Origin of the sequence: Nocardia sp. NPDC006044 (genome assembly GCF_042871115.1) — a bacterium.
GTDB lineage: Bacteria > Actinomycetota > Actinomycetes > Mycobacteriales > Mycobacteriaceae > Nocardia.
Genome location: NZ_JBIAID010000001.1, coordinates 2,350,889 through 2,373,490, shown reverse-complemented (window position 1 = coordinate 2,373,490; position 22,602 = coordinate 2,350,889). Strand labels below are relative to the sequence as shown.

General features: G+C 67.9%; 29 protein-coding genes. 13 read left to right on the top strand and 16 right to left on the bottom strand.

Annotation, left to right across the window (positions count from 1 at the left end):
- The 6 genes from ACFYO1_RS11190 to ACFYO1_RS11165 form a co-directional block, all read right to left on the bottom strand.
- The gene (locus ACFYO1_RS11190; protein WP_150404705.1) at positions 1–399 is read right to left on the bottom strand and encodes an ectoine synthase; all 399 of its coding nucleotides are present in this window, start codon (positions 397–399) and stop codon (positions 1–3) included.
- On the bottom strand, positions 396–1,673 hold the full coding sequence (ectB, locus tag ACFYO1_RS11185) for a diaminobutyrate--2-oxoglutarate transaminase (RefSeq protein WP_387229398.1): 1,278 nt from the start codon (positions 1,671–1,673) through the stop codon (positions 396–398). The genes ACFYO1_RS11190 and ectB overlap by 4 nt, the downstream gene beginning before the upstream one ends.
- Positions 1,670–2,272 carry a diaminobutyrate acetyltransferase gene (gene ectA / locus ACFYO1_RS11180; protein WP_387229395.1) on the bottom strand — a complete coding sequence of 201 codons (603 nt, stop codon included), beginning with the start codon at positions 2,270–2,272 and terminating at the stop codon, positions 1,670–1,672. The genes ectB and ectA overlap by 4 nt, the downstream gene beginning before the upstream one ends.
- Positions 2,273–2,349: 77 nt before the next feature.
- Complete coding sequence (locus ACFYO1_RS11175; RefSeq protein WP_387229392.1) at positions 2,350–3,429, bottom strand: ATP-binding protein; 1,080 nt, start codon at positions 3,427–3,429, stop codon at positions 2,350–2,352.
- Entirely contained in the window at positions 3,416–4,126 is a 711-nt protein-coding gene (locus ACFYO1_RS11170) for a response regulator (protein WP_387229390.1), read from the bottom strand. The genes ACFYO1_RS11175 and ACFYO1_RS11170 overlap by 14 nt, the downstream gene beginning before the upstream one ends.
- A gap of 352 nt (positions 4,127–4,478) precedes the next feature.
- Complete coding sequence (locus ACFYO1_RS11165; protein ID WP_387229388.1) at positions 4,479–4,886, bottom strand: hypothetical protein; 408 nt, start codon at positions 4,884–4,886, stop codon at positions 4,479–4,481.
- Positions 4,887–5,117: 231 nt separating this feature from the next.
- Between ACFYO1_RS11165 and ACFYO1_RS11160 the strand changes: the two genes are divergently transcribed.
- The gene (locus ACFYO1_RS11160) at positions 5,118–5,330 is read left to right on the top strand and encodes a hypothetical protein (protein WP_387229386.1); all 213 of its coding nucleotides are present in this window, start codon (positions 5,118–5,120) and stop codon (positions 5,328–5,330) included.
- 19 nt (positions 5,331–5,349) lie between these two features.
- On the opposite strand, the gene ACFYO1_RS11155 is transcribed toward ACFYO1_RS11160, so the two are convergent.
- The 4 genes from ACFYO1_RS11155 to ACFYO1_RS11140 form a co-directional block, all read right to left on the bottom strand.
- Positions 5,350–6,135: an RNA polymerase sigma factor SigF gene (locus tag ACFYO1_RS11155; protein ID WP_387229383.1), complete on the bottom strand. Its 786-nt coding sequence runs from the start codon at positions 6,133–6,135 to the stop codon at positions 5,350–5,352.
- Positions 6,125–6,490, bottom strand: coding sequence for an anti-sigma factor (locus tag ACFYO1_RS11150; protein WP_387229381.1), 366 nt, complete (start codon positions 6,488–6,490; stop codon positions 6,125–6,127). Before ACFYO1_RS11150 ends, ACFYO1_RS11155 begins: the two co-directional genes overlap by 11 nt.
- Positions 6,491–6,730: 240 nt before the next feature.
- The gene (locus tag ACFYO1_RS11145; protein ID WP_387231844.1) at positions 6,731–7,405 is read right to left on the bottom strand and encodes a PAS and ANTAR domain-containing protein; all 675 of its coding nucleotides are present in this window, start codon (positions 7,403–7,405) and stop codon (positions 6,731–6,733) included.
- Between the two features lie 81 nt (positions 7,406–7,486).
- Positions 7,487–7,918 carry an STAS domain-containing protein gene (locus ACFYO1_RS11140; RefSeq protein ID WP_387229378.1) on the bottom strand — a complete coding sequence of 144 codons (432 nt, stop codon included), beginning with the start codon at positions 7,916–7,918 and terminating at the stop codon, positions 7,487–7,489.
- Positions 7,919–8,199: 281 nt separating this feature from the next.
- Here ACFYO1_RS11140 and ACFYO1_RS11135 point away from each other — a divergent pair, with 281 nt between their 5' ends.
- Positions 8,200–8,343, top strand: a complete 144-nt coding sequence (locus ACFYO1_RS11135) for a hypothetical protein (protein WP_387229376.1) — start codon at positions 8,200–8,202, stop codon at positions 8,341–8,343.
- Positions 8,344–8,503: 160 nt separating this feature from the next.
- On the top strand, positions 8,504–9,724 hold the full coding sequence (locus tag ACFYO1_RS11130; protein ID WP_387229373.1) for a glycosyltransferase: 1,221 nt from the start codon (positions 8,504–8,506) through the stop codon (positions 9,722–9,724).
- 3 nt (positions 9,725–9,727) lie between these two features.
- Here ACFYO1_RS11130 and ACFYO1_RS11125 read toward each other — a convergent pair whose 3' ends face one another.
- Complete coding sequence (locus tag ACFYO1_RS11125; RefSeq protein WP_387229371.1) at positions 9,728–10,267, bottom strand: DUF6328 family protein; 540 nt, start codon at positions 10,265–10,267, stop codon at positions 9,728–9,730.
- Positions 10,268–10,421: 154 nt separating this feature from the next.
- Here ACFYO1_RS11125 and ACFYO1_RS11120 point away from each other — a divergent pair, with 154 nt between their 5' ends.
- The 6 genes from ACFYO1_RS11120 to ACFYO1_RS11095 all read left to right on the top strand — a co-directional run bounded on the left by ACFYO1_RS11120 (position 10,422) and on the right by ACFYO1_RS11095 (position 13,657).
- The gene (locus ACFYO1_RS11120; protein ID WP_387229369.1) at positions 10,422–11,141 is read left to right on the top strand and encodes a metallophosphoesterase; all 720 of its coding nucleotides are present in this window, start codon (positions 10,422–10,424) and stop codon (positions 11,139–11,141) included.
- Positions 11,142–11,275: 134 nt separating this feature from the next.
- On the top strand, positions 11,276–12,250 hold the full coding sequence (locus ACFYO1_RS11115; protein WP_387229367.1) for a glycosyltransferase family 9 protein: 975 nt from the start codon (positions 11,276–11,278) through the stop codon (positions 12,248–12,250).
- A gap of 65 nt (positions 12,251–12,315) precedes the next feature.
- Positions 12,316–12,657: a hypothetical protein gene (locus ACFYO1_RS11110; protein ID WP_387229365.1), complete on the top strand. Its 342-nt coding sequence runs from the start codon at positions 12,316–12,318 to the stop codon at positions 12,655–12,657.
- Between the two features lies 1 nt (position 12,658).
- Positions 12,659–13,117: a hypothetical protein gene (locus tag ACFYO1_RS11105; RefSeq protein WP_387229364.1), complete on the top strand. Its 459-nt coding sequence runs from the start codon at positions 12,659–12,661 to the stop codon at positions 13,115–13,117.
- Positions 13,118–13,121: 4 nt separating this feature from the next.
- Complete coding sequence (locus ACFYO1_RS11100) at positions 13,122–13,439, top strand: hypothetical protein (RefSeq protein WP_387229361.1); 318 nt, start codon at positions 13,122–13,124, stop codon at positions 13,437–13,439.
- 8 nt (positions 13,440–13,447) lie between these two features.
- Positions 13,448–13,657, top strand: a complete 210-nt coding sequence (locus ACFYO1_RS11095; RefSeq protein WP_387229360.1) for a hypothetical protein — start codon at positions 13,448–13,450, stop codon at positions 13,655–13,657.
- Here the strand turns inward: ACFYO1_RS11095 and ACFYO1_RS11090 are convergent.
- Entirely contained in the window at positions 13,647–14,720 is a 1,074-nt protein-coding gene (locus ACFYO1_RS11090; protein ID WP_387229358.1) for a P1 family peptidase, read from the bottom strand. The two genes, ACFYO1_RS11095 and ACFYO1_RS11090, sit on opposite strands and share 11 nt — an antisense overlap.
- Before the next feature lie 116 nt (positions 14,721–14,836).
- Between ACFYO1_RS11090 and ACFYO1_RS11085 the strand changes: the two genes are divergently transcribed.
- Positions 14,837–16,345 carry an FAD-dependent oxidoreductase gene (locus tag ACFYO1_RS11085; protein ID WP_387229357.1) on the top strand — a complete coding sequence of 503 codons (1,509 nt, stop codon included), beginning with the start codon at positions 14,837–14,839 and terminating at the stop codon, positions 16,343–16,345.
- A 114-nt stretch (positions 16,346–16,459) separates the two neighbouring features.
- Here ACFYO1_RS11085 and ACFYO1_RS11080 read toward each other — a convergent pair whose 3' ends face one another.
- Positions 16,460–16,996 (bottom strand): AAA family ATPase, encoded by a 537-nt coding sequence (locus ACFYO1_RS11080; protein WP_387229354.1) that lies wholly within the window; start codon positions 16,994–16,996, stop codon positions 16,460–16,462.
- 9 nt (positions 16,997–17,005) lie between these two features.
- On the opposite strand from ACFYO1_RS11080, the gene ACFYO1_RS11075 reads away from it, so the two are divergent.
- Both ACFYO1_RS11075 and ACFYO1_RS11070 read left to right on the top strand, forming a co-directional pair.
- Complete coding sequence (locus ACFYO1_RS11075) at positions 17,006–17,407, top strand: VOC family protein (RefSeq protein ID WP_387229352.1); 402 nt, start codon at positions 17,006–17,008, stop codon at positions 17,405–17,407.
- Positions 17,408–17,418: 11 nt separating this feature from the next.
- On the top strand, positions 17,419–17,871 hold the full coding sequence (locus ACFYO1_RS11070) for a VOC family protein (protein ID WP_387229349.1): 453 nt from the start codon (positions 17,419–17,421) through the stop codon (positions 17,869–17,871).
- 3 nt (positions 17,872–17,874) lie between these two features.
- Here the strand turns inward: ACFYO1_RS11070 and ACFYO1_RS11065 are convergent, their stop codons facing one another.
- Positions 17,875–19,053, bottom strand: coding sequence for a hydroxylase (locus ACFYO1_RS11065; protein WP_387229347.1), 1,179 nt, complete (start codon positions 19,051–19,053; stop codon positions 17,875–17,877).
- A gap of 195 nt (positions 19,054–19,248) precedes the next feature.
- Between ACFYO1_RS11065 and ACFYO1_RS11060 the strand changes: the two genes are divergently transcribed.
- Positions 19,249–19,716: an NUDIX domain-containing protein gene (locus ACFYO1_RS11060; RefSeq protein WP_387229345.1), complete on the top strand. Its 468-nt coding sequence runs from the start codon at positions 19,249–19,251 to the stop codon at positions 19,714–19,716.
- Between the two features lies 1 nt (position 19,717).
- Here ACFYO1_RS11060 and ACFYO1_RS11055 read toward each other — a convergent pair whose 3' ends face one another.
- Positions 19,718–20,482, bottom strand: a complete 765-nt coding sequence (locus ACFYO1_RS11055; RefSeq protein WP_387229344.1) for an SDR family oxidoreductase — start codon at positions 20,480–20,482, stop codon at positions 19,718–19,720.
- Positions 20,483–20,610: 128 nt separating this feature from the next.
- Entirely contained in the window at positions 20,611–22,500 is a 1,890-nt protein-coding gene (locus tag ACFYO1_RS11050) for a CocE/NonD family hydrolase (RefSeq protein WP_387229342.1), read from the bottom strand.
- Between the last annotated feature and the right edge of the window lie 102 nt (positions 22,501–22,602).

Genomic DNA, 22,602 nt, shown 5'->3' with positions numbered 1-22,602 from the left:
CTATCCCCCGATCGTCGCGGCGACCAACGGGTACGCGCCGCTACTGTCATGGACCTCCTGCCCGGTGACCGGCGGATTGAACACGCACATCATCCGCATCTTGGTGCGGGCCTCCAGGCGGTGCCGTTCGTGTTCGTCCAGCAGATACATCGAACCCGGCTCGAGCACGTAGGTGACATTGTTGTCGAGATCGGTGAGACTGCCCGTTCCCTCGATCAGCCAGACCGCTTCCACATGGTACCGATAGTGGAACTCGTGCGTGGTGCCCGCGTCGATGGTCGTCTCGTGGAACGAGAAGCCCACGCCGTCGCCGCCGAGGATGATGCGCTTGCTGCGCCAACCCTCGCCTGCCACATCACGTTCGGTGCCGGTGATCTCTTCGGTGCTGCGTACGATCATGCGATCGCTCCCATTCCACTGCACACGGTGTCCACGGCACCGGTGAGGATGCCGAGCCCGTGGTCCAGTTCCTGATCGGTAATTGTCAACGGCGGCAACAACTTCACCACCTCGTCGGTGGAACCCGAGGTTTCCACCAGCAGGCCGCGCTCGAAGGCGACCTGGCAGACCTTGCTCGCCTGTGAGGCGTCGTCGAACACCACGCCCTGTACCAGGCCGCGACCACGCGTCGACAGGCCGGGGACCTGGTCGGCGAGCTCGCCGAGCGTCCGTGCCACCCGCTCGCCCTTGGCCAGCGTCGAGGCCTGCAACGTCCCGTCGGACCAGTAGTGCCGCAACGCGACCGACGCCGTGACGAAGGCCGGGTTGTTGCCGCGGAAGGTGCCGTTGTGCTCACCCGGCGACCACTGGTCGAGCTCGGACTTGAACAGCACCAGCGCCATCGGCAGGCCGTAGCCGCCGATCGACTTGGACAGCGTGACGATGTCCGGGGTGATGCCGGCCAGCTCGAAGGAGAAGAACGGACCCGTACGGCCGCAACCCATCTGGACGTCGTCGACGATCAGCAGGATCTCCCGCGCCGCGCACAGCCCGGCCAGATGCCGAAGCCATTCGGCCCGAGCGACATTCACGCCACCTTCGCCCTGCACCGTCTCTACGATCACCGCGGCCGGGCGGTCGAAGCCCGACGACGTGTCGTCCAAAACCTTTTCCATCCACTGGAAGTCGGCCGTGGTGCCGTCGAAGTAGCCGTCGTAGGGCATGTGCGCCGCGTGCACCAGCGGCACGCCCGCGCCGGCCCGCTTGGCCGCGTTGCCGGTGACCGACAGCGCGCCGAGGGTCATGCCGTGGAAGGCGTTGGTGAAGCTGACGACGGTCTCGCGGCCGGTGATCTTGCGGGCCAGCTTGAGCGCGGCCTCGACCGCGTTGGCGCCCGTCGGGCCGGGGAACTGCACCTTGTAGTCCAGGCCGCGGGGCACGAACAGGGTGTCGCGCAGGGTGGTCAGCAGCTCCCGCTTGGCCGTGGTCGACATGTCCAGGCCGTGCGTGATGCCGTCACCGGCGATATAGTCCAGCAGCGGCTGCTTGAGCACGTCGTTGTTGTGGCCGTAGTTGAGCGCACCCGCGCCGGCGAAGAAGTCGAGGAAGTCGTTGCCGTCCTCGTCGCGGATCCAGGCTCCCTTGGCCTTGGTGAACACGGTGGGCCAATTGCGGCAGTAGCCGCGGACATTCGATTCCAGGCTCTCGAAAATGCTCGTGTCGGCGTTGATCATCGGTGGTCCTCCTGCGTTGTGCGAGCGTTCGGTGCGATGAGATAGAGATCCTCGGGCGCGTGGCTGTCCGGGAAGACACCCGCGTCGAACAAGGGGCGCTTGGTGATTCGGGCGTCGCGATGCCGCGCCACCGAGCTGAACAAGGCGACGGATGCGGCGTTGTCCGGCGAGATCGTCGTTTCCAGCCGGGAAACACCTTGGGCGGCAACATTGTCGAGCAAGGCGTGCAGCAGCCGCGCACCGATTCCCTTGCCCTTCTGCGCTCGATCGACGGCTACCTGCCAGACGAACACGGTGTCCGGCGCCTGCGGCCGGACGAAGCCGATCACGTATCCGACCACCCGGCCCTGCACCTCGGCGACCACCGAGGTGGCCGCGAAGTCGCGGCACCACAGCACATAGGCGTAGCTCGAATTGGTGTCGAGCACGGCTGAGTCTTTCGCGATCCGCCACAACTGGGCGCCGTCTTCGACACGGGGCGCGCGCAAGGTCACGGCGGGCTCGGGTCGCGTAGGGGTCTGGGTGGAGCCAAGTGCGGCTGCGGCCTGTACGACGCGTGATCGTTCGATCTCCGCGGTGTTCAACGTTGGCAGTGGCATACAACTCCCGTCGGTAGTACTTATCCAGGCTTACGACTCAACGTTGAGGTGGCCTGGTCGAGTTCTTTACGGTTGTGTTACGACTCGATTGCGTCGATCCCCGGCAGGGTGACGACGAACCGCGCGCCGCCGCCCGGACGGTCGGTGCAGGCGACCCGTCCGCCGTGCTTGACCACGGTCTCGGTCACCAGCGCGAGCCCGATGCCCGTGCCGGTCGCCGAGCGCCGGCCGCTGCGCGCGGTGGCGAAACGTTCGAAGATGCGGACCCGATCCGGGGGCGGCACACCCGGCCCCGCGTCGTCCACCACGATCACGGCCGCGTGGCCCGCGCGTTCCGCACGGACCTCGACGACGCCGCCGCCGTGCAGATCGGCGTTGCGCAGCAGATTGCCTACCGCGCGTTCCAGCTCGAGTTTGCGGCCGCGCACCACGACGTCCTCGTCGACGGTCAGCAGCCCCGGGGCATACCGCCGCTCAGCGAGCGTGTGCCGCAACAGATCTCGCACCGACAGCGGTTCCATGTCGCCGCGGTGCATGCCCGCCTCGACCCGCGCCAAGGCCAGCAGGTCGTCGAGCAGCCGCCGCAGGTGGTCCACCTCCGCGGTGACCAGTCCGAGCGCGCGCTGCGAGCGTTCCGGCAGATCCGTGCGATGCCGGTTGAGCACGTCCACACTGGCCATCAAAGTGGTGAGCGGCGTACGCAATTCGTGACTGACATCGCCGAAGAGCCGATGCTCGCGTTCGATCCGGCGTTGCAGCGAATCGACCATGCTGTTGAACGCCTCCACCGTGGTGGCGAGGTCCTGATCGCGGGTGGCGGGCAGGCGCAGATCCAAGTCGCCGGAAGCGATCTGGGCCGCCGCGCCGGCCAGCTGATGGAGCGGCGTCAGTACCCGCCTGCTCGCCCACCAGCCCACCGCGGCGCCGATCAGGGTCACCGCCAGGGCGCAGCCGATCAGCACGTTGCGCAACAGATTCAGGTTCGATTGCAGGTCGGTGCCACCGGTCTGCGCGTGTTCGAGATAGCTGCGGCTGATGGTGAACACCGACACGACGAGCACCAGCGACATGAGCGCGGCGATCGCCGCGGACATAGCGGTCACCCGTCCGCGCAGGCTCCAGCGTTTCGGATCGAACCAGCGCTCAGCGCTGGACATCGAGCCGGTAGCCGAGCCCTCGCACGGTCACCACGATATGCGGATCGGACGGATCCCGTTCGATCTTGGTGCGCAGCCTGCGCAGGTGCACGTCGACGATGCGCTCGTCGCCGAAAAACCCTTGGTCCCAAACACGTTCGAGCAGCACGGTGCGGCTGAGCACCCGCCCGGGCGCCTCGGCCAGCTCGCACAGCAGCCGGAATTCGGTGAGCGTGAGCCGGATCTCGTCGTCGCCGCGGCGGACCACGCCGGCGTCCTGCGCGAGCACCAGCGGGGCGACCGGGTCGGCATCGAGCACCATCTCCTGCGGCGCGTCCCGTTCGACCGTGGGCCTGGCCCGGCGGCGCACGGCGCGCATGCGCGCGGTGATCTCCTTGATCTCGAACGGTTTCGTCACGAAATCGTCCGCGCCCGCCTCCAGCGCGGCCACCACATCGTGGGTGTCGTCGCGGGCACTGACCACGATGATCGGCACGTCGTGCTCGCGGCGGATCTCCCGGATGCAGTCGAAACCATCCATGCCGCCGAGCATCAGATCGACGATCATCACATCGGGGACGCCATTGCTGCGCAGATGGGTGAGCGCGTCCTCGGCCTCCTCGGCCTCCTCAACGGCGTAGCCCTCGTCCTCCATGGCGAGCCGCAGCGCACCACGGACCCGGTCGTCGTCTTCGACGATCATCAGGTTCGCAGTCATGACCGCACCTCACTGGCGCTCGGTTCCGGCATGACCGCGAGGGCGGCTACGCCCTGTGTTCGCTCGCTGCGCTCGCTCAAATACCTATCCTTTGCAGACACGCAGAACGCGCCGCCAATACGGAAATTCGCATCCCCATACCGACGCGACATTCCGCTGTTCGAGCACCTTGCCGACATCTCACATACCCGTACAGACCGTTCGGTAAACGTCAACTGGACGGTCGTTCAAGAGTCCGGCCCGGCACAACCACCCTGTACCCAGCTATCCCGTTATGCAACCGTTACGTGACGCCTGACACATCGGCGCCATCCTCTGTTCACTTCACTCGCCGCCACGGTGCGGGGCGGCCTCAGCGATCCTCACGAGTCGGGCGTTCCAGGCGGTTGAAATTGCTCGGCGTCCCGTCCGCGCGCCGGTCCTGGTAGCGAAAATGCAGGTGCCGCTCGTCGAAGGTGGCGAACCACTCGTCCCAATCCACCGGCCGCAGCACCGCGCCCCCGTAGCCGGGAAAATCGAAGCGCAGCACCCGAAGATGCCCGTCGTCCTCGCTGCCCGGCATGGTCGCGGGCCGCGCGCCGCGGCGCTCCGCCCACTGCCGGATGATGTCGTGATTCTGGGTGACGCGGGTGCGCTCCACATTCGACGCACGGGTGCGCGCCATCCGCTCCGGGGCCTGCGTTTCCTGCGCGTACTTCGGCGACCTCGAGCTCCCCGATCCGGCGTACGGATTCCGGGTGCCTAGTCGGTAGTCGTTCATATAACGAGCTCCTGAGCCATCGGCATCGTCTGTCCGGTTCCCCTTTTGGTACCCGGCGCCAACTTCGCGCAAACCGCCGATGCCGCACGCGACCGGCAGAATTGGGCATACGCGACCCCAAAAGCGCTGACCGGCAGCGCGTCTGTGTGGAGGGTCACGTGTTGCGGCGCGATGATCATGGGCGATTCAGGCGGCCGCGGACGGGTACCTCGGAGCCGAGGAGGAATGCAGATGACCAGTCCAGTAGCTCCCGAACCCAGCCCGATCCCGCCGGTACCCGGACCCGACCCGGCCCCCGCGCCGCCGGACCCGGTACCACCGGTTCCCGGACCCGACCCGGCACCGGCTCCACCCAACCCCGGCGGGCCGCGGCCGATGCCCCCGGTGCCCGAACCCGGCGGGCCGTTCCCGCCGAACGAACCGGTCCCGCCGAATCCGCTCTGATGGCCGGTATTTCAACTTCTCAATCGCGTAATGCCTGCTCGCGCAAATCATTCAGGGTCCGCGAGAGGATTCGCGAGACGTGCATCTGGGAGACGCCCAGCACGTCCGCGATCTGGGTCTGCGTCTTGTTCTCGAAGAACCGCATGATCAGTACCTGACGCTCCCGCTCGGGCAGCTCTTCGATCAATGGACGAACGGCGAGGAAGTCCTCCACCAGATGGTAGGAGGGCTCCTCTGCCCCAAGGCTTTCCAGCAGCGGCAGCGGTGCGTTCTCGACATCGTCCCCGGCCACCGCGTCGATGGACGAGGACTGATAGGCGTTGCCGGCGATCAACGCCTGGGTCACTTCGACCAGGTCGACGTCGAGCTCCTCGGCGATCTCCCGTGCCCTGGGTATCCGGCCGAGCCGCTGTGCGAGCGCCTCCACCGTCGCTCCGATGCTGAGCTGAATCTCCTTGGTGCGCCGCGGTACTCGCACCGACCACGTGTTGTCCCGGAAGTGCCTGCGCACCTCGCCCATGATGGTCGGCACCGCGAACGCCAGGAACGACGAGCCGCGGGTGACGTCGAATCGGTCGGCGGCCTGGACCAGGCCGAGCCGCGCCACCTGGAGCAGATCGTCGAAATTCTCTCCGCGCCCGGCGAATCTACGTGCGATGTGCTCGGCGAGCGGCAGGCACCGCTCGATCAGCTCCTCCCGCATCGTCTCCCGGCGCGGGTCGTCCGGGGCGAGCGCGGCGATCTTCTCGAACAGCGGCTCGATATTGTCGTAGCTGTCGCCGCGTGGCCTCGATTCATCCGCCATCCGATGCCCCTCGTATCCAACTGAAGTCGACGACAGTCGGATACCCGGACAGGACGCCGTCGAACGGGGCTTGCGATGCGGCGATGGAATGGGTGAGCGTGCGCACGATATGCCAGCCGAAACCGGCTTGGCCCACCACCGATTCCGAGGTGGTCACCGAGGCGACATGCACGAACATCTGGTTCGTGTCATAGGTGAATTCGCACTCCAGGCCGGACCCGGGCACCGCGTCCAGAATCAGTGAGGTGGCGACCTCGTCGAGCGCGAGCCGGATATCGGTGACCTCGTCCAACGCGAAATCGGCGATGAGCGCGACGGTTTCGGCGAGCGCGCGCAGCATGGTCAGCTGTTCCAACTGCGCGGGGATTCGGACCCCGATTGTTGTTGTTTCCGTTGAGGATCGGGAAGTCCATTCCCCCATGCCCATCACCACCTTGCTCTCGCAGCCGAACCCGGGGACGCCGGGCAACCGTCGATCCGGGTTCGTCCGAGTTGCCCACCGTCCAGCACCGCGACCGGCCGGAACTCGAGGTCGCAGTGCTCCTCATCGGTACCGGCGTACCCGCCGCGGTGCCCGCGAAACGTCCGCGCGAGTTCAGCTCACGTCGATCCGCTCGTGTGCGGTCAGCAGCAGGTGATCGAATCGAGTACGCAGGCCCACGGTCGAATCGGTCAGTGAACCGAGGTCGGCGACCAGGCGCGAGGCCAGGGTGCGCAGCTTGATGTTGGTCTCCTGCGAACGCCAGCTGAGCACCCGGAAGGCCTGCTCCGAGCTGACCCCGTAGACCAGCATCACCGCGCCCTTGGCCTGCTCGATCACGGCGCGGGAGGCCCACAGTTCGGGCAGCGCGTCGTCCAGGGCTTCCTGCCGATGGTGCTCGAGCGTGTCGGTCACGTCGATGTAGTAGCCGGCGGTGCCCGCGACACGTCCCTTGTCGTCGAAGAGATGATCGGCGACCACGATGACGTGGTGGATCTCGCCCGCCGTATCGATCACCCGGTGCCGGCTGGAAAACGGCTCGCCATCGTTGATGGATTTGGCCAATGCGTTGGCGACCTGGGCACGATCGTCGGGGTGTTTGTGCGTCAGCAGCAGATCGGTGGTCGGTACCACGCTTCCCGGGGAATAGCCGTGCATCGTGGCGACCTCGTCCGACCATTCCCAACGCTGATCGGCGAACCAAAAACGAAAACTGCCGACACTCTGTGGTGTCCCCAATCCGATCACCCGGTCCAGTGCGCGCGAATCCTCGGGCTGGACCGGCCCCATTTCAGTCACAGCGCCAAGTATCCGTCGTCGGCGCACGCCACGCGACCAGATCGGCGCGCGCCGCGCCGGGATCGGCGTCACCTACGAATCGATCGGATCACAGGCGTCGAGCGCGGCCCGCATCGACGGATAGTGACTGAACAGTGGCCGCACTCCGGCGATCTCGAGCGACCGCTCGATCGGCTGCCGACCGGCGACGATGCGCACGTCGGTGCCGTGGCAGGCGGCCCGCTGCCGCACCGCGCCCAGCGCACCGGCGGCCCGGAGGCTCAGGAACCGCGCCGCTCGCAGATCGATGACCACGGCATGGCAGTTCGACCGAACCGCTCGTTCGACAGTGGCGAAGAATTGCGGAGACGCGACGGCGTCCAATTCGCCTTCGACGCGAACCACCACGCATTCTCTGCGATGATCCACACGTTGCGCCCAGGCGCGGCTATCTCGGTGCTTCGGCCCCGAGCCGTTCAGGTGCACACCCTCGGCGGGCTCATGAAGAGCGGAACTAGCGGACATAACTGAACCTCCCGGAAAAGGGGGGAATGCCAGTCCGTCGCGGCAAGTCCGGCCGATGTGCGGAATTGGTGAGCGGACAGCTGCCGCAACAGTTCGAATAGGGTTGCCGCTACGAATCCCATCGACCGGTTTACGGCGGGTGTGATGCGCCCGAACGTCGGACCGGGGTCGGCTGTAGTCTCAACCTCTCTCCAGTGTTGCACGGCCGGTAGCCGATGTCACAAAGTCACCGACTACCAGGCCGGGGGTTGCCGATCTTGCGGTTTGGGTACGCCATATCTATGGACCCCGACCCGAGCACGACCACCCAGCGGCCGACCAATCACCTGTTCTCCGGTACCGGCCCCGCCGCGATGATCGCGACGATGCTACTGGTGGTCGTGTGCACCGCGGTCGCGATCGCGATCGTCGTGTCGACGATCTGACCGCGTCCCGTATTGCCAAGCAGGGTTGAGGGTTTCACTCCCGCCCGCACGGGCATACCTGGGGCATACCCGAATTCAACACATGTCACGCGATGCCTGGTCGCGGGCACCGTGCAGCGCCACTATGTGCCCGCCACCCGCGGTGAGAACGGAGCACATCGTGAAGATTGCCATGGTTTCCGAGCACGCCAGCCCGCTCGACGCGCTCGGCGCGACCACCGCGACCGGCCAGCATGTCCACGTCGCGGAGCTGGCCGCGGCCTACGCGCGGCGCGGACACCAGGTCACCGTGTACACCCGGCGGCAGAATCCGAAGGTCGCGCCGGAGGTGCTCACCGACGCGGGTTACCGGGTGGTGCACGTGACCGCGGGCCCGGTCGAACCGCTGCCGCGTGACCAAAGTCTGCCCTTCCTAGGCGATTTCGGCACTTTTCTGCAACGCCAGTGGGGTCTGGACACCCCGGACATCGTGCACGCCCACTTCTGGATGTCCGGTCTCGCAGCGGAATTGGCCGCTCGCGCGCACGGGATTCCGGTGGTGGTCACCTTCCACGCGCTCGGCACCGTACGCCGCCGTCATCAGGGCCTAGCCGACACCAGCCCGCGCTCGCGCATCCGGTTCGAGCGGCTGATCGCCGGGCGCGCGGCACACATCGTCGCCACCAGTTCGGACGAGGTGATGGAGCTGACCCGGATGGGTGTTCCCCGCTTCCGCATCTCTACCGTGCCGAGCGGGGTGGACCTGTCCAGCTTCACGCCCGAGGGCCCGGCCGCCGAGCGCGGTCAGCGGCAACGGATGCACCGCGTGCTGTCGGTCGGAAGATTGGTGCCGCGCAAGGGATTCGAGGTCGCGATCAAGGCCTTGGCGGAGCTGCCGGACACCGAACTGGTGATCGCCGGCGGCCCGGTCGGCGACGACATCGAGGACGACAGCGAAGGCAGGCGGCTGCGCCGGCTCGCGCTGGATTACGGTGTGCAGGACCGGCTTCGGATGCTCGGCCACGTCCGCCGCGCCGACCTGCCGCGCTGGTACCGCTCGGCCGACGTGGTACTGTGCACGCCGCAGTACGAGCCGTTCGGCATGGTTCCCCTGGAGGCGATGGCCAGCCGGAAGCCGGTGGTGGCCACCGCCGTCGGCGGCCTGCTGGACACCGTCGTCGACGGCGTCACCGGCCGCCTCGTCGCCCCGCCGGATCCGCTCACCGTGGCCAGGGCGGTCCGCCAGCTCCTCGACGACCGGACCCTGCGCGAAACCTGGGGCGCGGCAGGCTATCAGCGCGCCGCCAGCCGGTACGCGTGGGATCACGTCGCCCTCGAAACCCTGACCGCCTATCACCGCGCCGCGCCCGCCCACGCGGCGGACGTGGTCGCGGCCCGCTGACCCTCAGCGGTCCTCGGCGGGCGCGCTGGAGCCACGCCAGAGCAACGGCGCGAGCAGCCACGCCACCAGGAACAACACCGCGACCGTCGCTCCGGCCAGCAGCCCGCCCAGGGTCCCGGCGACCATGCTCACCACCAGCACCACCGCCCCGGTCAACGAGATGCCGAGCAGGGCGATGCCGGCCATCGCGCACCGGTGCGCCGCGGCGACCACATTGCCGAGCCGGTGCCGCCGGAACAGGATCCGATGCCAGGACACCGGCGCGACCAGGAACACGGTCGCGCCGATCGCGGCGCAGAGGGTGATCAGATACAGCACCCGCAGCGGAGTCGACAACGTTGCGAACGACGCCTGGAACGGCACGATCAACAGTGCCGAGATCAGGAACTGCACCCCGGTCTGCACCACCCGCAACTCCTGGATGAGCGTGCTCCAATTGCGGTCCAGCCGTTCGGTTTCGGTCTCGCCGCGCGCGTCCTGATTCCAGGCGGCGTCGTCGCTGAGCACAACGTCGCCCGGTCTCCGCCCTGACGATTCCATCATCGATCACCTACCTGCCTTCCCGCGACCGGCGGTTGCGCACCTGAGCGGATACCCGTTCCGGCAACGATTAACCAGCTACCGGCCGGGTATCACCACACAGCGCTCCCCGGACGCAGGCGTCCAGCCCATCGAAGACGGAGAGAGTTGAACCCTCATGCGGATCGCGGCGATCGGTGATCTCCATTTCGGCCCCGAGTCGACCGGACGATTGCGGCCTGAGCTGCGCCGACTGCCCGAGCAGGCGGACGTGCTCCTCTTAGCGGGCGACCTGACCGACCACGGCAGGCTGGACGAGGCACGGGTGGTGGCGGCCGAATTCAGCGACCTCGGCGTGCCGGTGGTCGCGGTGCTCGGCAACCATGATCATCACAGCGATGCCGACATCGATATCGCGAAACTCCTGACCGACCACGGCATCACCGTCCTGGAGGGCACGGCGATCACGCTCGAGCTCGGCGGCCGGACCCTCGGCGTGGCCGGTACCAAGGGCTTCGGCGGCGGCTACGCGGGCCGCTGCGCGGGCGTATTCGGTGAGCGTCTGATGCGCGAATTCGCCGGACACACAATGGATCTGGCGGCGTCACTGGGCTCCGCGCTGGCCGAGCTGAACACCGACGTGACCATCGCGCTCACCCACTACGCCCCCGTCACCGGCACGCTGCTCGGCGAGCCGGCCGAGCTCTACCCGTTCCTCGGCTCCTACCTGCTCGGCGAGGCGGTCGACGAGTTCGGCGCCGATCTCGCGGTGCACGGACACGCGCATTCGGGCAGCGAGCACGGGATCACCCCGGGCGGCGTCCCGGTCCGCAATGTCGCCCGGCCGGTCATCCGAGCCGCCTATCGCGTCTACGAATTGCAGCCGGCCGCAGCATGATCCGCCAATGATGGAGAACGCACGTTTCGGATTTCCCGACACGGGCATCCGCCCCCTATGGATGCTCCGACGACCGAAACGACCGGGGCGGCCTGGCCGCACACCCGCGCCGCGCACCGGGCGGGGCCGCGCCGATGACCGGTCACGTGCTGGTGGCGCGCCTGGACAGCGCGGGTGACGTCCTGCTCGCCGGACCCGCCGTGCGCTCGATCGCCCGCCGCGCCGAGACGGTCACCTTCCTCGCCGGCCCGCGCGGCAGCTCCGCCGCGGCGCTGCTCCCCGGTGTGGACCGGGTGCTGCAATTCGAGGCGGCCTGGGTCGAAGCCGATCCGCCCCCGCTGACCAGCGCGGCCGTACGCGCCCTGATCGAATGCGTGCGCATGCTGGCGCCGGACGAGGCGATCATCAGCACCTCGGCGCACCAATCCCCGCTGCCGCTGGCCCTGCTGCTCCGGATGGCGGGTGTGCCGCGGATCAGCGCGATCACCACCGACGAGGCCGGTGCGCTGCTCGATGTCCGCCATCGGGTGAACAACGATATGCCGGAACAGATTCGGGCGCTGTCGCTGGCCGTGGCGGCCGGCTATCCACCGGTGACCCCGCGCCTGCGGGTCCGCCAGGATCTGCCCGAGGTCGCCGAATTGACCGGCGGCCCAGGCTATGTCGTGTTGCATCCGGGCGCCGCCGAGCCGAGCCGGCGGATGTCCGCGCCACGCAGCAGGCAGGTCGCCGCCGCACTGGCCGAAGCCGGGCACCGCGTGGTGGTCACCGGCAGCGCGGCCGAACGGGCGCTCACCGACGCGGTCGCCGACGGGCACGCCCGCGACCTCGGCGGCGCCACCGATCTGGCCTGCTTCGCCGCCGTGCTGCGCGACGCCGACGCGGTGGTCGCGCCGAATACCGGCGCCGCCCCACTGGCCGCGGCGGTCGCGACACCCGTCGTCTCCCTGTTCGCGCCGGTCGTGCCGGCCCGGCGCTGGGCGCCCTACGGCGTGCCCACCGTCGTGCTCGGCGACCAGACCGCACCCTCCGGACGCCACGGCCTCGACGCTATTCCGGACGTCGCCATCGTCTCGGCCACCGAACAGGTACTTCGCGCCACCGATTGAGCCGCCGCGGTGCGGGTATGCGGTCGAATGCCCCCGTTTCGGTGGTTGGACCAGAAAGGATCCCTATGCTTCCCGGACCGAATGAATCGACAACGGGACACAGCGGTGCCGAGCACCACGGCGCCCCCGATGACAATTTCCCGGACTACACCCGGACCTCGCGGGCCCACGTCGGGGAATCCATCGAGGACGCCCGCAACTGGCCGGGCATCATCCTGGTCGCGCTCGGCCTGGTCGGCCTCGGCCTGACGCTCACCGCGGCCGGATACGGCTTCGGCGGCTGGGCCGTCATCGGCGCGATCGCCACCGTGGCGTTGATTGTCGCCGGCGCTCTCCTGGTCGTGCTCGAGCATCGCCGCCTGAAGAACCGTGAGGGCCTGAACCTCACCGATCAGGCAGGTCATTGAGATGAACCGAGATCGCCATCGGCCGGTGCTGCGCGCGCTGCTCCTCGCCGGCGCGCTCGCCGCCGCCCCGCTGGTCGCCTGTTCCGTCGAGAACAAGGACCCCGCGACACCGGCCACCGCGACCAGCACCACCGTCTTGTTCTCCATGCCGTCCACCACGGCGCAGGTGCCCAACCCCGACGGGCAGATCTCCGGCGCCGCGGCGAAACAGCTGTGCGACATGATGCGCCCCAATCTGGACAAGTGGCGCACCGAAGGCGCCGCCCTGGGCCGGGTGGCGTTCAACGGCACCGTGCACAACTGGGCGGCCCGCAACGGCGGACTCAACGACACCGTGCTCAAAGACCGCGGCGTCGTCGATCAGATCACCACGCAGAACTGCCCCGACGTGCGCCAGCAGGCGCTCGAGGCGCTCGACACGTCAGATCTAGCCAGTGCACTCGTCGGATTCGGAGGCTGATTCCATGTTCAAGACCGCCAAGTTCTTCGTGTTCGTGATCGCCGCGGCATTCTTCGTCGGCGGCTGCGGCGACGAGCCGGAAAAGATCGTCAACAAGGGCGGCAACACGCCGTGCAACGAGTTCTCCGCTCAGGATCCGGACAAGCAGCGGATCACCGTGACCAAGTTTCTCGAGCAGGAGCGCAACGGCGACGCCCCGCCCACCCAGGACCGGACCGTGGACGCGGCCATCGCGTCGATCAAGCTGATGTGCGCGGCGCAGGCCAACCCGGACACCCCGATCAACAAGGCCGACCTGACCGGGATCCTGGTCCCGAAGTAGGCGCGGACATGACCACTCGTCACCACCGGAACATCGTGGAACTCCTTGTTCTGCAACATAATCGGATGCGCGAACTACTCGACGACCTGCAATCCACCGCGGGCCCGGAGCGCAGGGAGTCGTTCGAGGAGTTCGCGCGCTGGCTCGCCGTGCACGAGGCCACCGAGGCGGAGCTGATCCAGGCTGATTTTGCGCAGGAGCCCGCGGCTACGTGGTGAGCAGCTCCGCCACCCGGTCCACCGGCAGCGCCGGTGAGCGATGGCCGTTGCGGCCGATCATCGTCTCACCGGCGAACAGCGCGTTGACCACCGCTTCCTCCACCACCTGAACGACCGCGTCGTAGAACGGGTTGAGCTGACCCCACGGTATGAAAGTCAGTTGCTCGTAAGGGGTTTCACCGTTGGGGAAGTAGCTGGTGAGCGCGCCCTCGTTGGCCGTGGAGAAGGCGAGGAAGATATCGCCGGAGAAGTGCGAGCCGCTGGTGCCGGTGCGGGCCAGGCCCAGCGGCACCCGGCGGGTCATGGCGGTCAATTGCCCGGGCAGCAGCGGCGCGTCGGTCGCGAGGACGACGATGACCGAGCCGGAGCCCGCGGGCGCCGCCCACGCGCCGAGCGGATCGTCCTCGGCGAACTCGGCGCCGAGCGGCACGCCGCGGATCGTGAGCTCTCGGCGGGAGCCGAAATTCGCCTGCACGAAGGCGCCGATCGTATAGCTGTCGCTGCCGTAATCGACTCGGCGCGAGGCGGTTCCGTTGCCACCCTTGAAGCCGTAGCAGTTCATTCCGGTGCCGCCGCCGACGCTGCCCTCGGCGATCCGGCCGCCCGTCGCCGCGTCGATGGCGGCGACCGCGTCGGCGGAGGTGACGTGAGATCCGTTGATGTCGTTGAGATATCCGTCCCAGGTCTCCGCGACGACCGGCAGCGCCCAGTCATCCGGCAGCTCCGGGAACGCGCCGACCAGCCAGTCGATGATCCCGCGATGGCAGGTCCCCACCGCGTGCGTATTGGTGATGAGCACGGGCAGGGCCAGCGAACCGGTCTCGGTGAGCCAGGTGGTCCCGGTCATCTCACCGTTGCCGTTGAGCGAATACCAGCCCGCCGCACAGGGAGTGAACACCCCCTCGCGGCCGCGCGGCAGGATCGCCGTGACACCGGTGCGCACGTCGTTCCCGCGGATAAGCGTCGTATAACCCACTTCGACTCCGGGCACGTCGGTAATCGCGTTCAATTCCGCAGTGACTCCAGGGAATTGCACCCCATACTCCCGTGCACGCACATTCATGGGATGATCTTAGGCAGCAAAACGACCGCGCGCTCGGTAACTTTCCGGTTCGGCGGACCGATTTCCGGACAACAACCGGCGGGTTTGCCGAACGGCGCACCGGCTATGCCGGGGTTATGACGTCACTATGGTTGAACGACGCAGAGGTCCCGGCACGTCTGCGCTTAACGCCAGGATCGCGCTTCGACACCGTCGTGATCGGCGGCGGTCTCACCGGTCTGGTGACCGCGTTGCTGCTGGCCGAGAGTGGCGTCGAGGTGGCGGTGGTCGAGGGCAGGCGGGTCGGCGCGGGCACCACCGGCGCCACCACCGGAAAGATCAGTCTGCTGCAAGGAACTCGGGCCCAGCAGATCCGGCGGCGGCACAGCGTCGGCGCGTTGCGCGATTATGTGGCGGCGAATCGCGAAGGGCAGCAATGGTTGCTGCGGTTCTGCGCGCAGCGCGGGGTCGAGGTGCAGCACGCCGCCGCACTCACCTACGCCCAGACGCGAGCCGAAATCGGAAAGGTGCGTGCGGAATTCGACGCGACGCAGGAGGCGGGATTACCCACCGAACTCGTCGACGAGCTGGACGTGCCGTTTCCCGCGTTCGGCGCGGTGCGACTGGCCGACCAGGCGCAGGTCGACCCGATGGCCGTGCTGGCCGCGCTGGCCGTCGAGGTCGAATCGCACGCGGCGCCGATCTACGAGTCGACCATGGTGCGCGGGGTGCGCGGCGGGCTGAACGGCGACCTCACCGTCGAGACCGAGCACGGCGATCTCGGCGCGGGCACCGTCATCTTGGCCACGGGCACACCGATTCTCGATCGCGGCGGGTTCTTCGCCCGGCTCACCGCGCAACGCTCCTACCTGGCCGCCTTCCGGTTGAACGAGCCGATGCCGCGCGAGATGTACCTCAGCGCAGGGCAACCCACCCGCTCGCTGCGCTACGCGCCGACCCCGGAGGGCGATGTGCTGCTCGTCGGCGGCAACGGGCACGTCGTCGGGCGTACCCGCTCGGAACGCAAGCAGGCCGACGAAGTGCTGAACTGGGCGCAAACCTGGTTTCCCACAGCCGAACCCATCCAGGAGTGGTCGGCGCAGGACTACTCGCCGGTCGGTGAACTCCCCTACGCGGGCCCGCTGCTGCCCGGGCAGAACAACATCCTGCTCGGCACCGGATACGCCAAATGGGGCCTGACCAACGGTGTCGCCGCCGCGCTGGCACTGGCCGGACGCGTCACCGGCAAGCCGCCGAGCTGGGCCGGCGCACTGGCCAGTTGGCGGCCGGACGAGCTCAAGGCAGTACCGTCGGCCGCCCGCGCGAACAGCGCGGTCGCGCAACGGCTCACGACCGGATGGCTGCGCATGGCCACCCACACCGCCGCCGAGGTCCCGGCCGAAGGATGCGGCACCGTGCGGCGACATGGCCTGCGCCCCACCGCCACCAGCACGGTGGACGGCACCACCACCGAACTGTCCGCCGTCTGCCCGCACCTCTACGGCATCGTCCGCTGGAACGACGCCGAACGCTCCTGGGACTGCCCGCTGCACGGTTCCCGCTTCGCCGCCGACGGCACCCTGCTCGAGGGCCCGGCCACCGAATCGCTCACCCCGCTCGCGCCGCCGCAGCCGCCCCTGGCATAGCAAGTTCCTGCCTATCCGGGGCCATCCCGGGGCGGGTCCGCGCTGTGCTGGTTAGCGTGAGACGTGTGGTATCGGCGGCGCGCCACCACTGAACGGCGGGGAGATCCGCGCGGGTCACTGCGAGAGTGGCTCCGCGCGGGTCAGTATCTCGTCGACGGTCTGCCGGACGGTGAGATACGAAGTGTCCAGCCACAATCCGATGCGCGGTGTGCTCTGCCACAGATCCGCGTCCAGCTCGGCGACGGTGAACGTGCCGTAAGCGGACTTGCTCCGGCCGGCCTCGCGGGCCGCGACGACCTCGGGCCGCGGCGCGAGCACCACCACATACAGCGGCCGGGCCACGATCTGATCGATGGTGTACTGCAACAACTCACCGAGCACGGTGTCCTGCAGGACGGTCGTAAACCCCTCCGCCGCATAGGCATCGGCGGTGTTGGCGGCCAGCCGATGCCGTAAAGCCAGCTGCCGCAGCGCCTCTTGCGACGGTTCCCGGCTCATCTCCTCCCGCCCGCCGACGACGAACCGCCGGAAGGCGTCCCCGCGCACATGCGCCGACCGCGGCAGCCGCTCGGCCAGCGCCTGCGCCACCGTCGACTTCCCGGCCGCCTGAATGCCGGAGATGAGGTAGACCGAAGCTGTCATGGCGATCATGATTGCACCATGCTGACCAACGCGCGGTTCGAAGCCCGCATCCCCACCCAGGACTTAGCCAGGGCGCGCCGCTGGTATTCCGAGAAACTCGGTCTCGAACCGGTCGAGGAGCGCGCGGGCGGCCTGCGGTACGAGAGCGCGACGGGTGTCTTCTGCCTGTTCGCCTCGGCGGGCGCGGCCGACGGTTCGTTCACCCAGATGGGCTTCTACGTCGACGATATCGAGGCCGCGGTCACCGGTCTGCGCGCCCGCGGCGTGGTCTTCGAAGAATACGACGGCACCGTCAACGGCATCATGGACATCGAAGGCAACTACCCCAGCAAGGGCCGCGGCGAGCGAGCCGCCTGGTTCCGAGACAGCGAGGGCAACATGCTCGGCCTCGCCGAAGTCGTCCGCTGGAACGAGCCGTGAAGGAGACATACGTGCCGGTCGATCCGATTCCCGCCGGGCAGCACAGCCTCACCGCGTACCTGGCCGTCGCGGACGCGCGCGCCGCGATCCAGTTCTACAAAGACGCGTTCGAGGCCGTCGAGATCTATGTCGGGCAGTCGCCGGGCGGCCGGATCGACCACGCGGAGCTGAGGATCGGCGACTCGTCGCTGGTTCTCACCGAACCTTCCGCAGGCAATCCGCTCGCGCTCCAGACCGGTACGTCCGTCGGTCTCAAGCTCTACCTCGCCGACGTCGACAAGAGCTTCGCCAGCGCGCTGGAACTCGGTGCCCGTCAGTTCAGCCCGGTCAAGGACCTGTTCTACGGCGACCGCAGCGGAACCCTCGTCGACCCTTTCGGCCACGTCTGGATCATCTGCACCCGCGTCGAAAACCTCACGCTCGAGGAAATCCAGGAGCGCGCCATGCAGTTGTACGCCGGATAGGGATCAGATCATCGCGCGGTGGATGCCCTGGGGTTCGCCGCCGAGCTGGGTCAGGGCCGACGCGTGGAAGATCGAGCCCGGGACGTGGATCGCGTGCGACAGGCCCGCGTGCGCGTCTCGCCAGAAGCGTTGCAGGGGCGTCTTCATCTGCAACGCACCGCCGCCCGAGCGGGCGAAGATCTCGTCGACCGCGCGCACGACCCGCCAGGCGGCGGCGGTCTGCGTGCGCCGGCCGATCGCGCGCAGCTCGAAGCTGATCTCCTCGCCCCGGTCGGCCATGTCCCAGAACCGGTCCACGGTCTCCAGGAGGGCCGCCCGGGACGCCGCGATCTCCGCGGCGGCGTCACCGATCGCATACAGCACGTACGGGTCGTCCTTGATCGGGATGCCGGTAATGGCGACCCGCGATTTCTGCGCCGCGATGTGACAGGCCAACGCGCCCTCGGCGATTCCGATCAGCGACGAGGTGATGCCGAGCGGGAAAATGCACGAGAACGGAAAGTTGTAGAGCGTCTCCGTGCGCCCCGCCTCTTTCGGCGCGGTGCCGTCGAACACCTTCGCCGCATCCAGGGTCCGATACGCGGGCACGAACGCGTCCTCGACGATCAGATCCTTGCTGCCGGTCCCCCGCAACCCGACGACATCCCAACTCTGCGCATCGATCTCGTAATCACTGCGCGGCAACAGAACGTGCATCGTCTGCGGTGGCATCACCCGTTTGCCCTGCTCGTCCCCGAGCGCCGCGCCGATCATCACCCACCGGCAATGATCGGTCCCCGACGAAAACGCCCACCGCCCGCTGAGCAGATATCCGCCGTCGACCGGCCGCGCCACCCCCATCGGCGCGTACGGCGAAGCCATCCAGGTATCCGGATCCTCCCCCCACACCTCGTCCTGCGCCTTCGGATCGAAAAACGCCAACTCCCACGGATGCACCCCCACGATCCCGGTCACCCACCCCGCGGCCCCGTCCATCGCGCCGATCGCCATCGTCGTCTCCGCGAATTCTCGCGGATGCACCTCGAGCCCTCCGTGCGTCTTCGGTTGCAACATCCGAATCGCACCGGATTCCCGCAGGCGCCCGGCCGCGGTGTCGGACAGACGCATCAGTTTGTCCCCCACCACCCCCTCCGCCCGAATCTCCTCCGCGTACTGCTCGATCCGCCCCAAAACCCGCGCCATGCCAATCCCCGTCCGTACGGCCATACTGTCAAACTAGAACACGTTACAGTCGGGCGTGATCGAAACGAACCGAATAGGGCCGTAGCGTGCCGGACAGGCAGGGACGACGTACCGGCCCGAGGTGGTTACGATCGAGCCGGCGTCGGGAGGCCGGCCTTCGGCAACGCCGTTGTCCGAATCTGATCAGGAGACCAGTTGACGATCTTCCGCAGTGTGGTCGGTGTGCAGTTGTTGATGAGCCGGGGCGAGCAGGTGTTGCTGGCGCGGCGGCGGAACACCGAGTTCGGGGACGGGGAGTGGAATGCGCCCGGTGGGCGGCTCGACGCCGGGGAGGACGTGCTCACCGCGGTGATCCGGGAGGCGGACGAGGAGATCGGGGTGCAGGTGGATCGGGACCACGTGCGGATGGTGGCCTCGATGCACATCCAGTCGCCGCCGGGGCAGGCGCTGATCGTGTTCGTCTTCCACACCGACACCTGGTCGGGCGAGCCGCGGAATCTCGAGCCCGACCGGTGTTCGGAGCTGCGCTGGTTCGGCTATGACGACATCCCGGACGAAACGATCCTGAGCACCCGCGCCGGCCTCGATATGTTCCGGCGCAAGCAGCACTTCGGACTGTTCGGCTGGCCCGAGCACGCGACGCTCGGCGCACACAACTGGTAGCTCAGAGCAGGGTGCCGCCACTGGCGTCGATATAGGAGCCGGTGATCCAGCGGGAGTCCGCCGAGGCGATGAAGGCCACGACGTCGGCGATGTCGGCGACCTCGCCCACCCGATTGAAGGCCGACCACGCGGCCATCTCGGCGACGGTATCGGGATCGTCGAAGACCGGGTCGCCGTTGTTGGTCACGCCGGGGGCGACGGTGTTGATAGTGATGCCGCGGGGCGCGATATGCAGGGCCAGCTGGAGGGTGATCTGCTCCATGGCGCCCTTGCTCATCGCGTAGCAGATCTGCGCGGGCAGCGAGGTTCTGGTCATGCCCGAGGAGATGTTGATGACCCGGCCACCGGCGGGCATGCAGTTCAGGGCGCGCAAGGTCAGATAGAACGGGGCCTTCGCGTTCACCGCCATGTGCCGGTCGAACATCTCCGGCGTGACGTCCTCGGGCTGCGTGCCGGTGAAGCCCGCGTGCGCGGCGTTGTTGACCAGGATGTCCAGCGTCGCGGCGCCGGTGCGGGTGAGCAACTCCGGCTCCAGCTGAGCGAACAGGGACGAGACCGCTTCCGGCGCACCGAGTTCGGCGTGCACCAGGAAGGCATCCCCGCCGGCCGCCTCGATCTGCCGAACGGTTTCCTTACCCGCCTGCTCGTTGCTCGAGTAGTGCACCGCGACCAGCGCCCCCTCCCCCGCCAGGCGGCAGGCGATACCCCGGCCGATGCCCCGGCTGGATCCGGTGACCAGGGCGACTTTGCCCCGCAGCTTGCCCATGACTTCCCCTCACATCTACGACATTCTGTAGTAGATCGTAGTGAGAGCCGCGCGAAAAGGACAATCCCGGCGGCCGGTGCCGAACGCCACAGTCGAATCCCGTTGCGGGAACGACAATCATCTGATCATCAGGCGCGCGCCGTCCGCAGGGTCAGATAGCTCGGCCGATGCGGGTCCAGCACGATGGCCTGCCCGGTGATCGCGCGCTGCTTCCACGGCGGGATCAGATGCCGCGGAAAGCTGGTGCGGCTCACCGCGATCCGCAATCGGTGACCAGCGGGCAGCACGGCCTCGGTGGGGTTGATCTCGATGTCGATCGCAAAGGGCTCGCCGGGGACCACCGGCAGCACGGATTCGGCGGTCAGGCTGTGCAGCGGAAACACCAGCTCGCCGTCGACGTACTCGCTGCCCGCGGTGTCGATCGCCCGCAGGCTGGACAGCAACGCCCCGCGCGTGATCGGCACCGAGGCGCCGCCGGGCTCCACGTCGCACACCGTCACCGACCAGAACGCGTCCGTCCCTTCGGCTTCCACGTTCAGATGCAGGTTCATCGCCCCGGACAGCACGGTGTCCGCGGCCAGCGGCTCGCTGGTGAACGTGACCGCCCCCGCCTCGGCATGCCGGTCATCGGTCCCGAACCGACGCCCGAAGAGCAGCGCCACCCCCATGCTCATGATCCCGGTGTTGTTCGACGCCATCCGCATTCGCCCGGTAGGCAACGGCAGCCGCGACTCGATCTCGGTCGCCTCGGCCGAGAGTCCCGCGTCGGTCCCGGCATGCGTTGCCGTGCCGGTGATCTCGGAATTCAGGTAGAGCCGTTGCAGACTCGCCGACGGATCCGGGAACTCGCTGTGCCGCAACCACTGCCCGTCGCCCTGCCGGCGCACGGTGATCGGACCGTAGCGATCGATGCCGTTGTCGATCCCCTTGGCCCACCGATCGAACCACGCGCATTGCAACTCGTCGAGCGCCTGCGGACTGTCCGGCGCACCGAGACCGGAGCCGACGGTCAGGTGGTAGGAATCGTCGACGAAGACCTGTTTCTCGCCAGCGGACAACGGGATTCGATCGAACATCCGGAAGTTGGACCGGTTGTAGACATCGTGCCATCCGCCATGAATCCAGGTCGGCGCCGAGATATCCTCGAAGCGAGCCAGTTTGCTCGCCCACATCGGATTGAGAAAGCTGTCGGGATGATTCTCGGTGAGCCCGATATCGATCGCGTGCCGCACCCACCCGGCCGGGTCGGCGATCCGATCCCGCAGGAACTGCTTGGTGATACCGGCGCGCACCAAGCCAGGCACCGACGGTAGCCATTTCGACCCGGTGACGGCGAGAATCCACAGCATCATCCCCGGCGTCGGCACGCCGCCGGTCAGTCCGAGTTCGCGCATCGGATCCTCGCCCGCCTCGATGGCGAACACGGCCCGCAGGCCCTCCGGTCGCAGCCCCGCGGTGATCAGCGCGGAAATCGCGCCGTAGGACACCCCGGTCACCACGAATTCCCCGTTGCACCACGGCTGTTCACGCACCCACGCGATGGCCTCCAGATAGTCCTGCTGCTCCCGCGGCTGGAAGAAGTCCCAGCTGCCGGTGGACGTTCCGGTGCCCCGCACATCGATCATCAACCCCACGTAGCCACGGTGCACCGCAGTCCGGTTGATCACGAACGGCTCCAGAATCCCACCGGCCGGCGTGTGCAGCACGTCCCGCGCGGTGAACCGCCGCCGGTCCGAGGACCCGACCCGCTCGCCGAGCGCCCGCAGCGCGGTGTTCCAGCGCATGCTGTGCCGGTTGATCATCTTGTTGTACGGGGTGAAATTGATGATGGCGGGCAACGGTTCCCGCGCCGGACCGCCCCCGTCGCCGGGGCGCAGGATATCGGCGGTGAGCACCGCTCCGTCCGACATCTCGATGGGAACGCTGGTGGCGCCGAACAACTTCGGATACCGGGCGGGCCCGATGTCGAATCGGTGATTCGGCGGCAGCGTCGTGGCGGTGGTCAGCGGCTGAGCCATGATGGAGTCCTCCGGGTCGGCGGTGCGCCGCCACCGCTCCGGCCCACCCTCGCCGGCGGTCGAGCGGCGCTGTAGCGATCATACTGTCCCAGACGGGAAACT

Excerpts from the sequence above, each read along its gene's own strand:
- ACFYO1_RS11190 (WP_150404705.1), bottom strand. The coding sequence starts at position 399 with ATGATCGTACGCAGCACCGAAGAGATCACCGGCACCGAACGTGATGTG.
- ectA (WP_387229395.1), bottom strand. The coding sequence starts at position 2,272 with ATGCCACTGCCAACGTTGAACACCGCGGAGATCGAACGATCACGCGTC.
- ACFYO1_RS11085 (WP_387229357.1), top strand. The coding sequence starts at position 14,837 with ATGACGTCACTATGGTTGAACGACGCAGAGGTCCCGGCACGTCTGCGC.
- ACFYO1_RS11095 (WP_387229360.1), top strand. The coding sequence starts at position 13,448 with ATGACCACTCGTCACCACCGGAACATCGTGGAACTCCTTGTTCTGCAA.
- ACFYO1_RS11140 (WP_387229378.1), bottom strand. The coding sequence starts at position 7,918 with ATGTCCGCTAGTTCCGCTCTTCATGAGCCCGCCGAGGGTGTGCACCTG.
- ACFYO1_RS11080 (WP_387229354.1), bottom strand. The coding sequence starts at position 16,996 with ATGATCGCCATGACAGCTTCGGTCTACCTCATCTCCGGCATTCAGGCG.
- ACFYO1_RS11055 (WP_387229344.1), bottom strand. The coding sequence starts at position 20,482 with ATGGGCAAGCTGCGGGGCAAAGTCGCCCTGGTCACCGGATCCAGCCGG.
- ACFYO1_RS11175 (WP_387229392.1), bottom strand. The coding sequence starts at position 3,429 with ATGTCCAGCGCTGAGCGCTGGTTCGATCCGAAACGCTGGAGCCTGCGC.
- ACFYO1_RS11160 (WP_387229386.1), top strand. The coding sequence starts at position 5,118 with ATGACCAGTCCAGTAGCTCCCGAACCCAGCCCGATCCCGCCGGTACCC.
- ACFYO1_RS11115 (WP_387229367.1), top strand. The coding sequence starts at position 11,276 with ATGACCGGTCACGTGCTGGTGGCGCGCCTGGACAGCGCGGGTGACGTC.
- ACFYO1_RS11065 (WP_387229347.1), bottom strand. The coding sequence starts at position 19,053 with ATGGCGCGGGTTTTGGGGCGGATCGAGCAGTACGCGGAGGAGATTCGG.
- ACFYO1_RS11100 (WP_387229361.1), top strand. The coding sequence starts at position 13,122 with ATGTTCAAGACCGCCAAGTTCTTCGTGTTCGTGATCGCCGCGGCATTC.
- ACFYO1_RS11105 (WP_387229364.1), top strand. The coding sequence starts at position 12,659 with ATGAACCGAGATCGCCATCGGCCGGTGCTGCGCGCGCTGCTCCTCGCC.
- ACFYO1_RS11050 (WP_387229342.1), bottom strand. The coding sequence starts at position 22,500 with ATGGCTCAGCCGCTGACCACCGCCACGACGCTGCCGCCGAATCACCGA.
- ACFYO1_RS11110 (WP_387229365.1), top strand. The coding sequence starts at position 12,316 with ATGCTTCCCGGACCGAATGAATCGACAACGGGACACAGCGGTGCCGAG.
- ACFYO1_RS11090 (WP_387229358.1), bottom strand. The coding sequence starts at position 14,720 with ATGAATGTGCGTGCACGGGAGTATGGGGTGCAATTCCCTGGAGTCACT.
- ACFYO1_RS11165 (WP_387229388.1), bottom strand. The coding sequence starts at position 4,886 with ATGAACGACTACCGACTAGGCACCCGGAATCCGTACGCCGGATCGGGG.
- ACFYO1_RS11075 (WP_387229352.1), top strand. The coding sequence starts at position 17,006 with ATGCTGACCAACGCGCGGTTCGAAGCCCGCATCCCCACCCAGGACTTA.
- ACFYO1_RS11120 (WP_387229369.1), top strand. The coding sequence starts at position 10,422 with ATGCGGATCGCGGCGATCGGTGATCTCCATTTCGGCCCCGAGTCGACC.
- ectB (WP_387229398.1), bottom strand. The coding sequence starts at position 1,673 with ATGATCAACGCCGACACGAGCATTTTCGAGAGCCTGGAATCGAATGTC.
- ACFYO1_RS11170 (WP_387229390.1), bottom strand. The coding sequence starts at position 4,126 with ATGACTGCGAACCTGATGATCGTCGAAGACGACGACCGGGTCCGTGGT.
- ACFYO1_RS11155 (WP_387229383.1), bottom strand. The coding sequence starts at position 6,135 with ATGGCGGATGAATCGAGGCCACGCGGCGACAGCTACGACAATATCGAG.
- ACFYO1_RS11145 (WP_387231844.1), bottom strand. The coding sequence starts at position 7,405 with ATGGGGCCGGTCCAGCCCGAGGATTCGCGCGCACTGGACCGGGTGATC.
- ACFYO1_RS11135 (WP_387229376.1), top strand. The coding sequence starts at position 8,200 with ATGGACCCCGACCCGAGCACGACCACCCAGCGGCCGACCAATCACCTG.
- ACFYO1_RS11125 (WP_387229371.1), bottom strand. The coding sequence starts at position 10,267 with ATGATGGAATCGTCAGGGCGGAGACCGGGCGACGTTGTGCTCAGCGAC.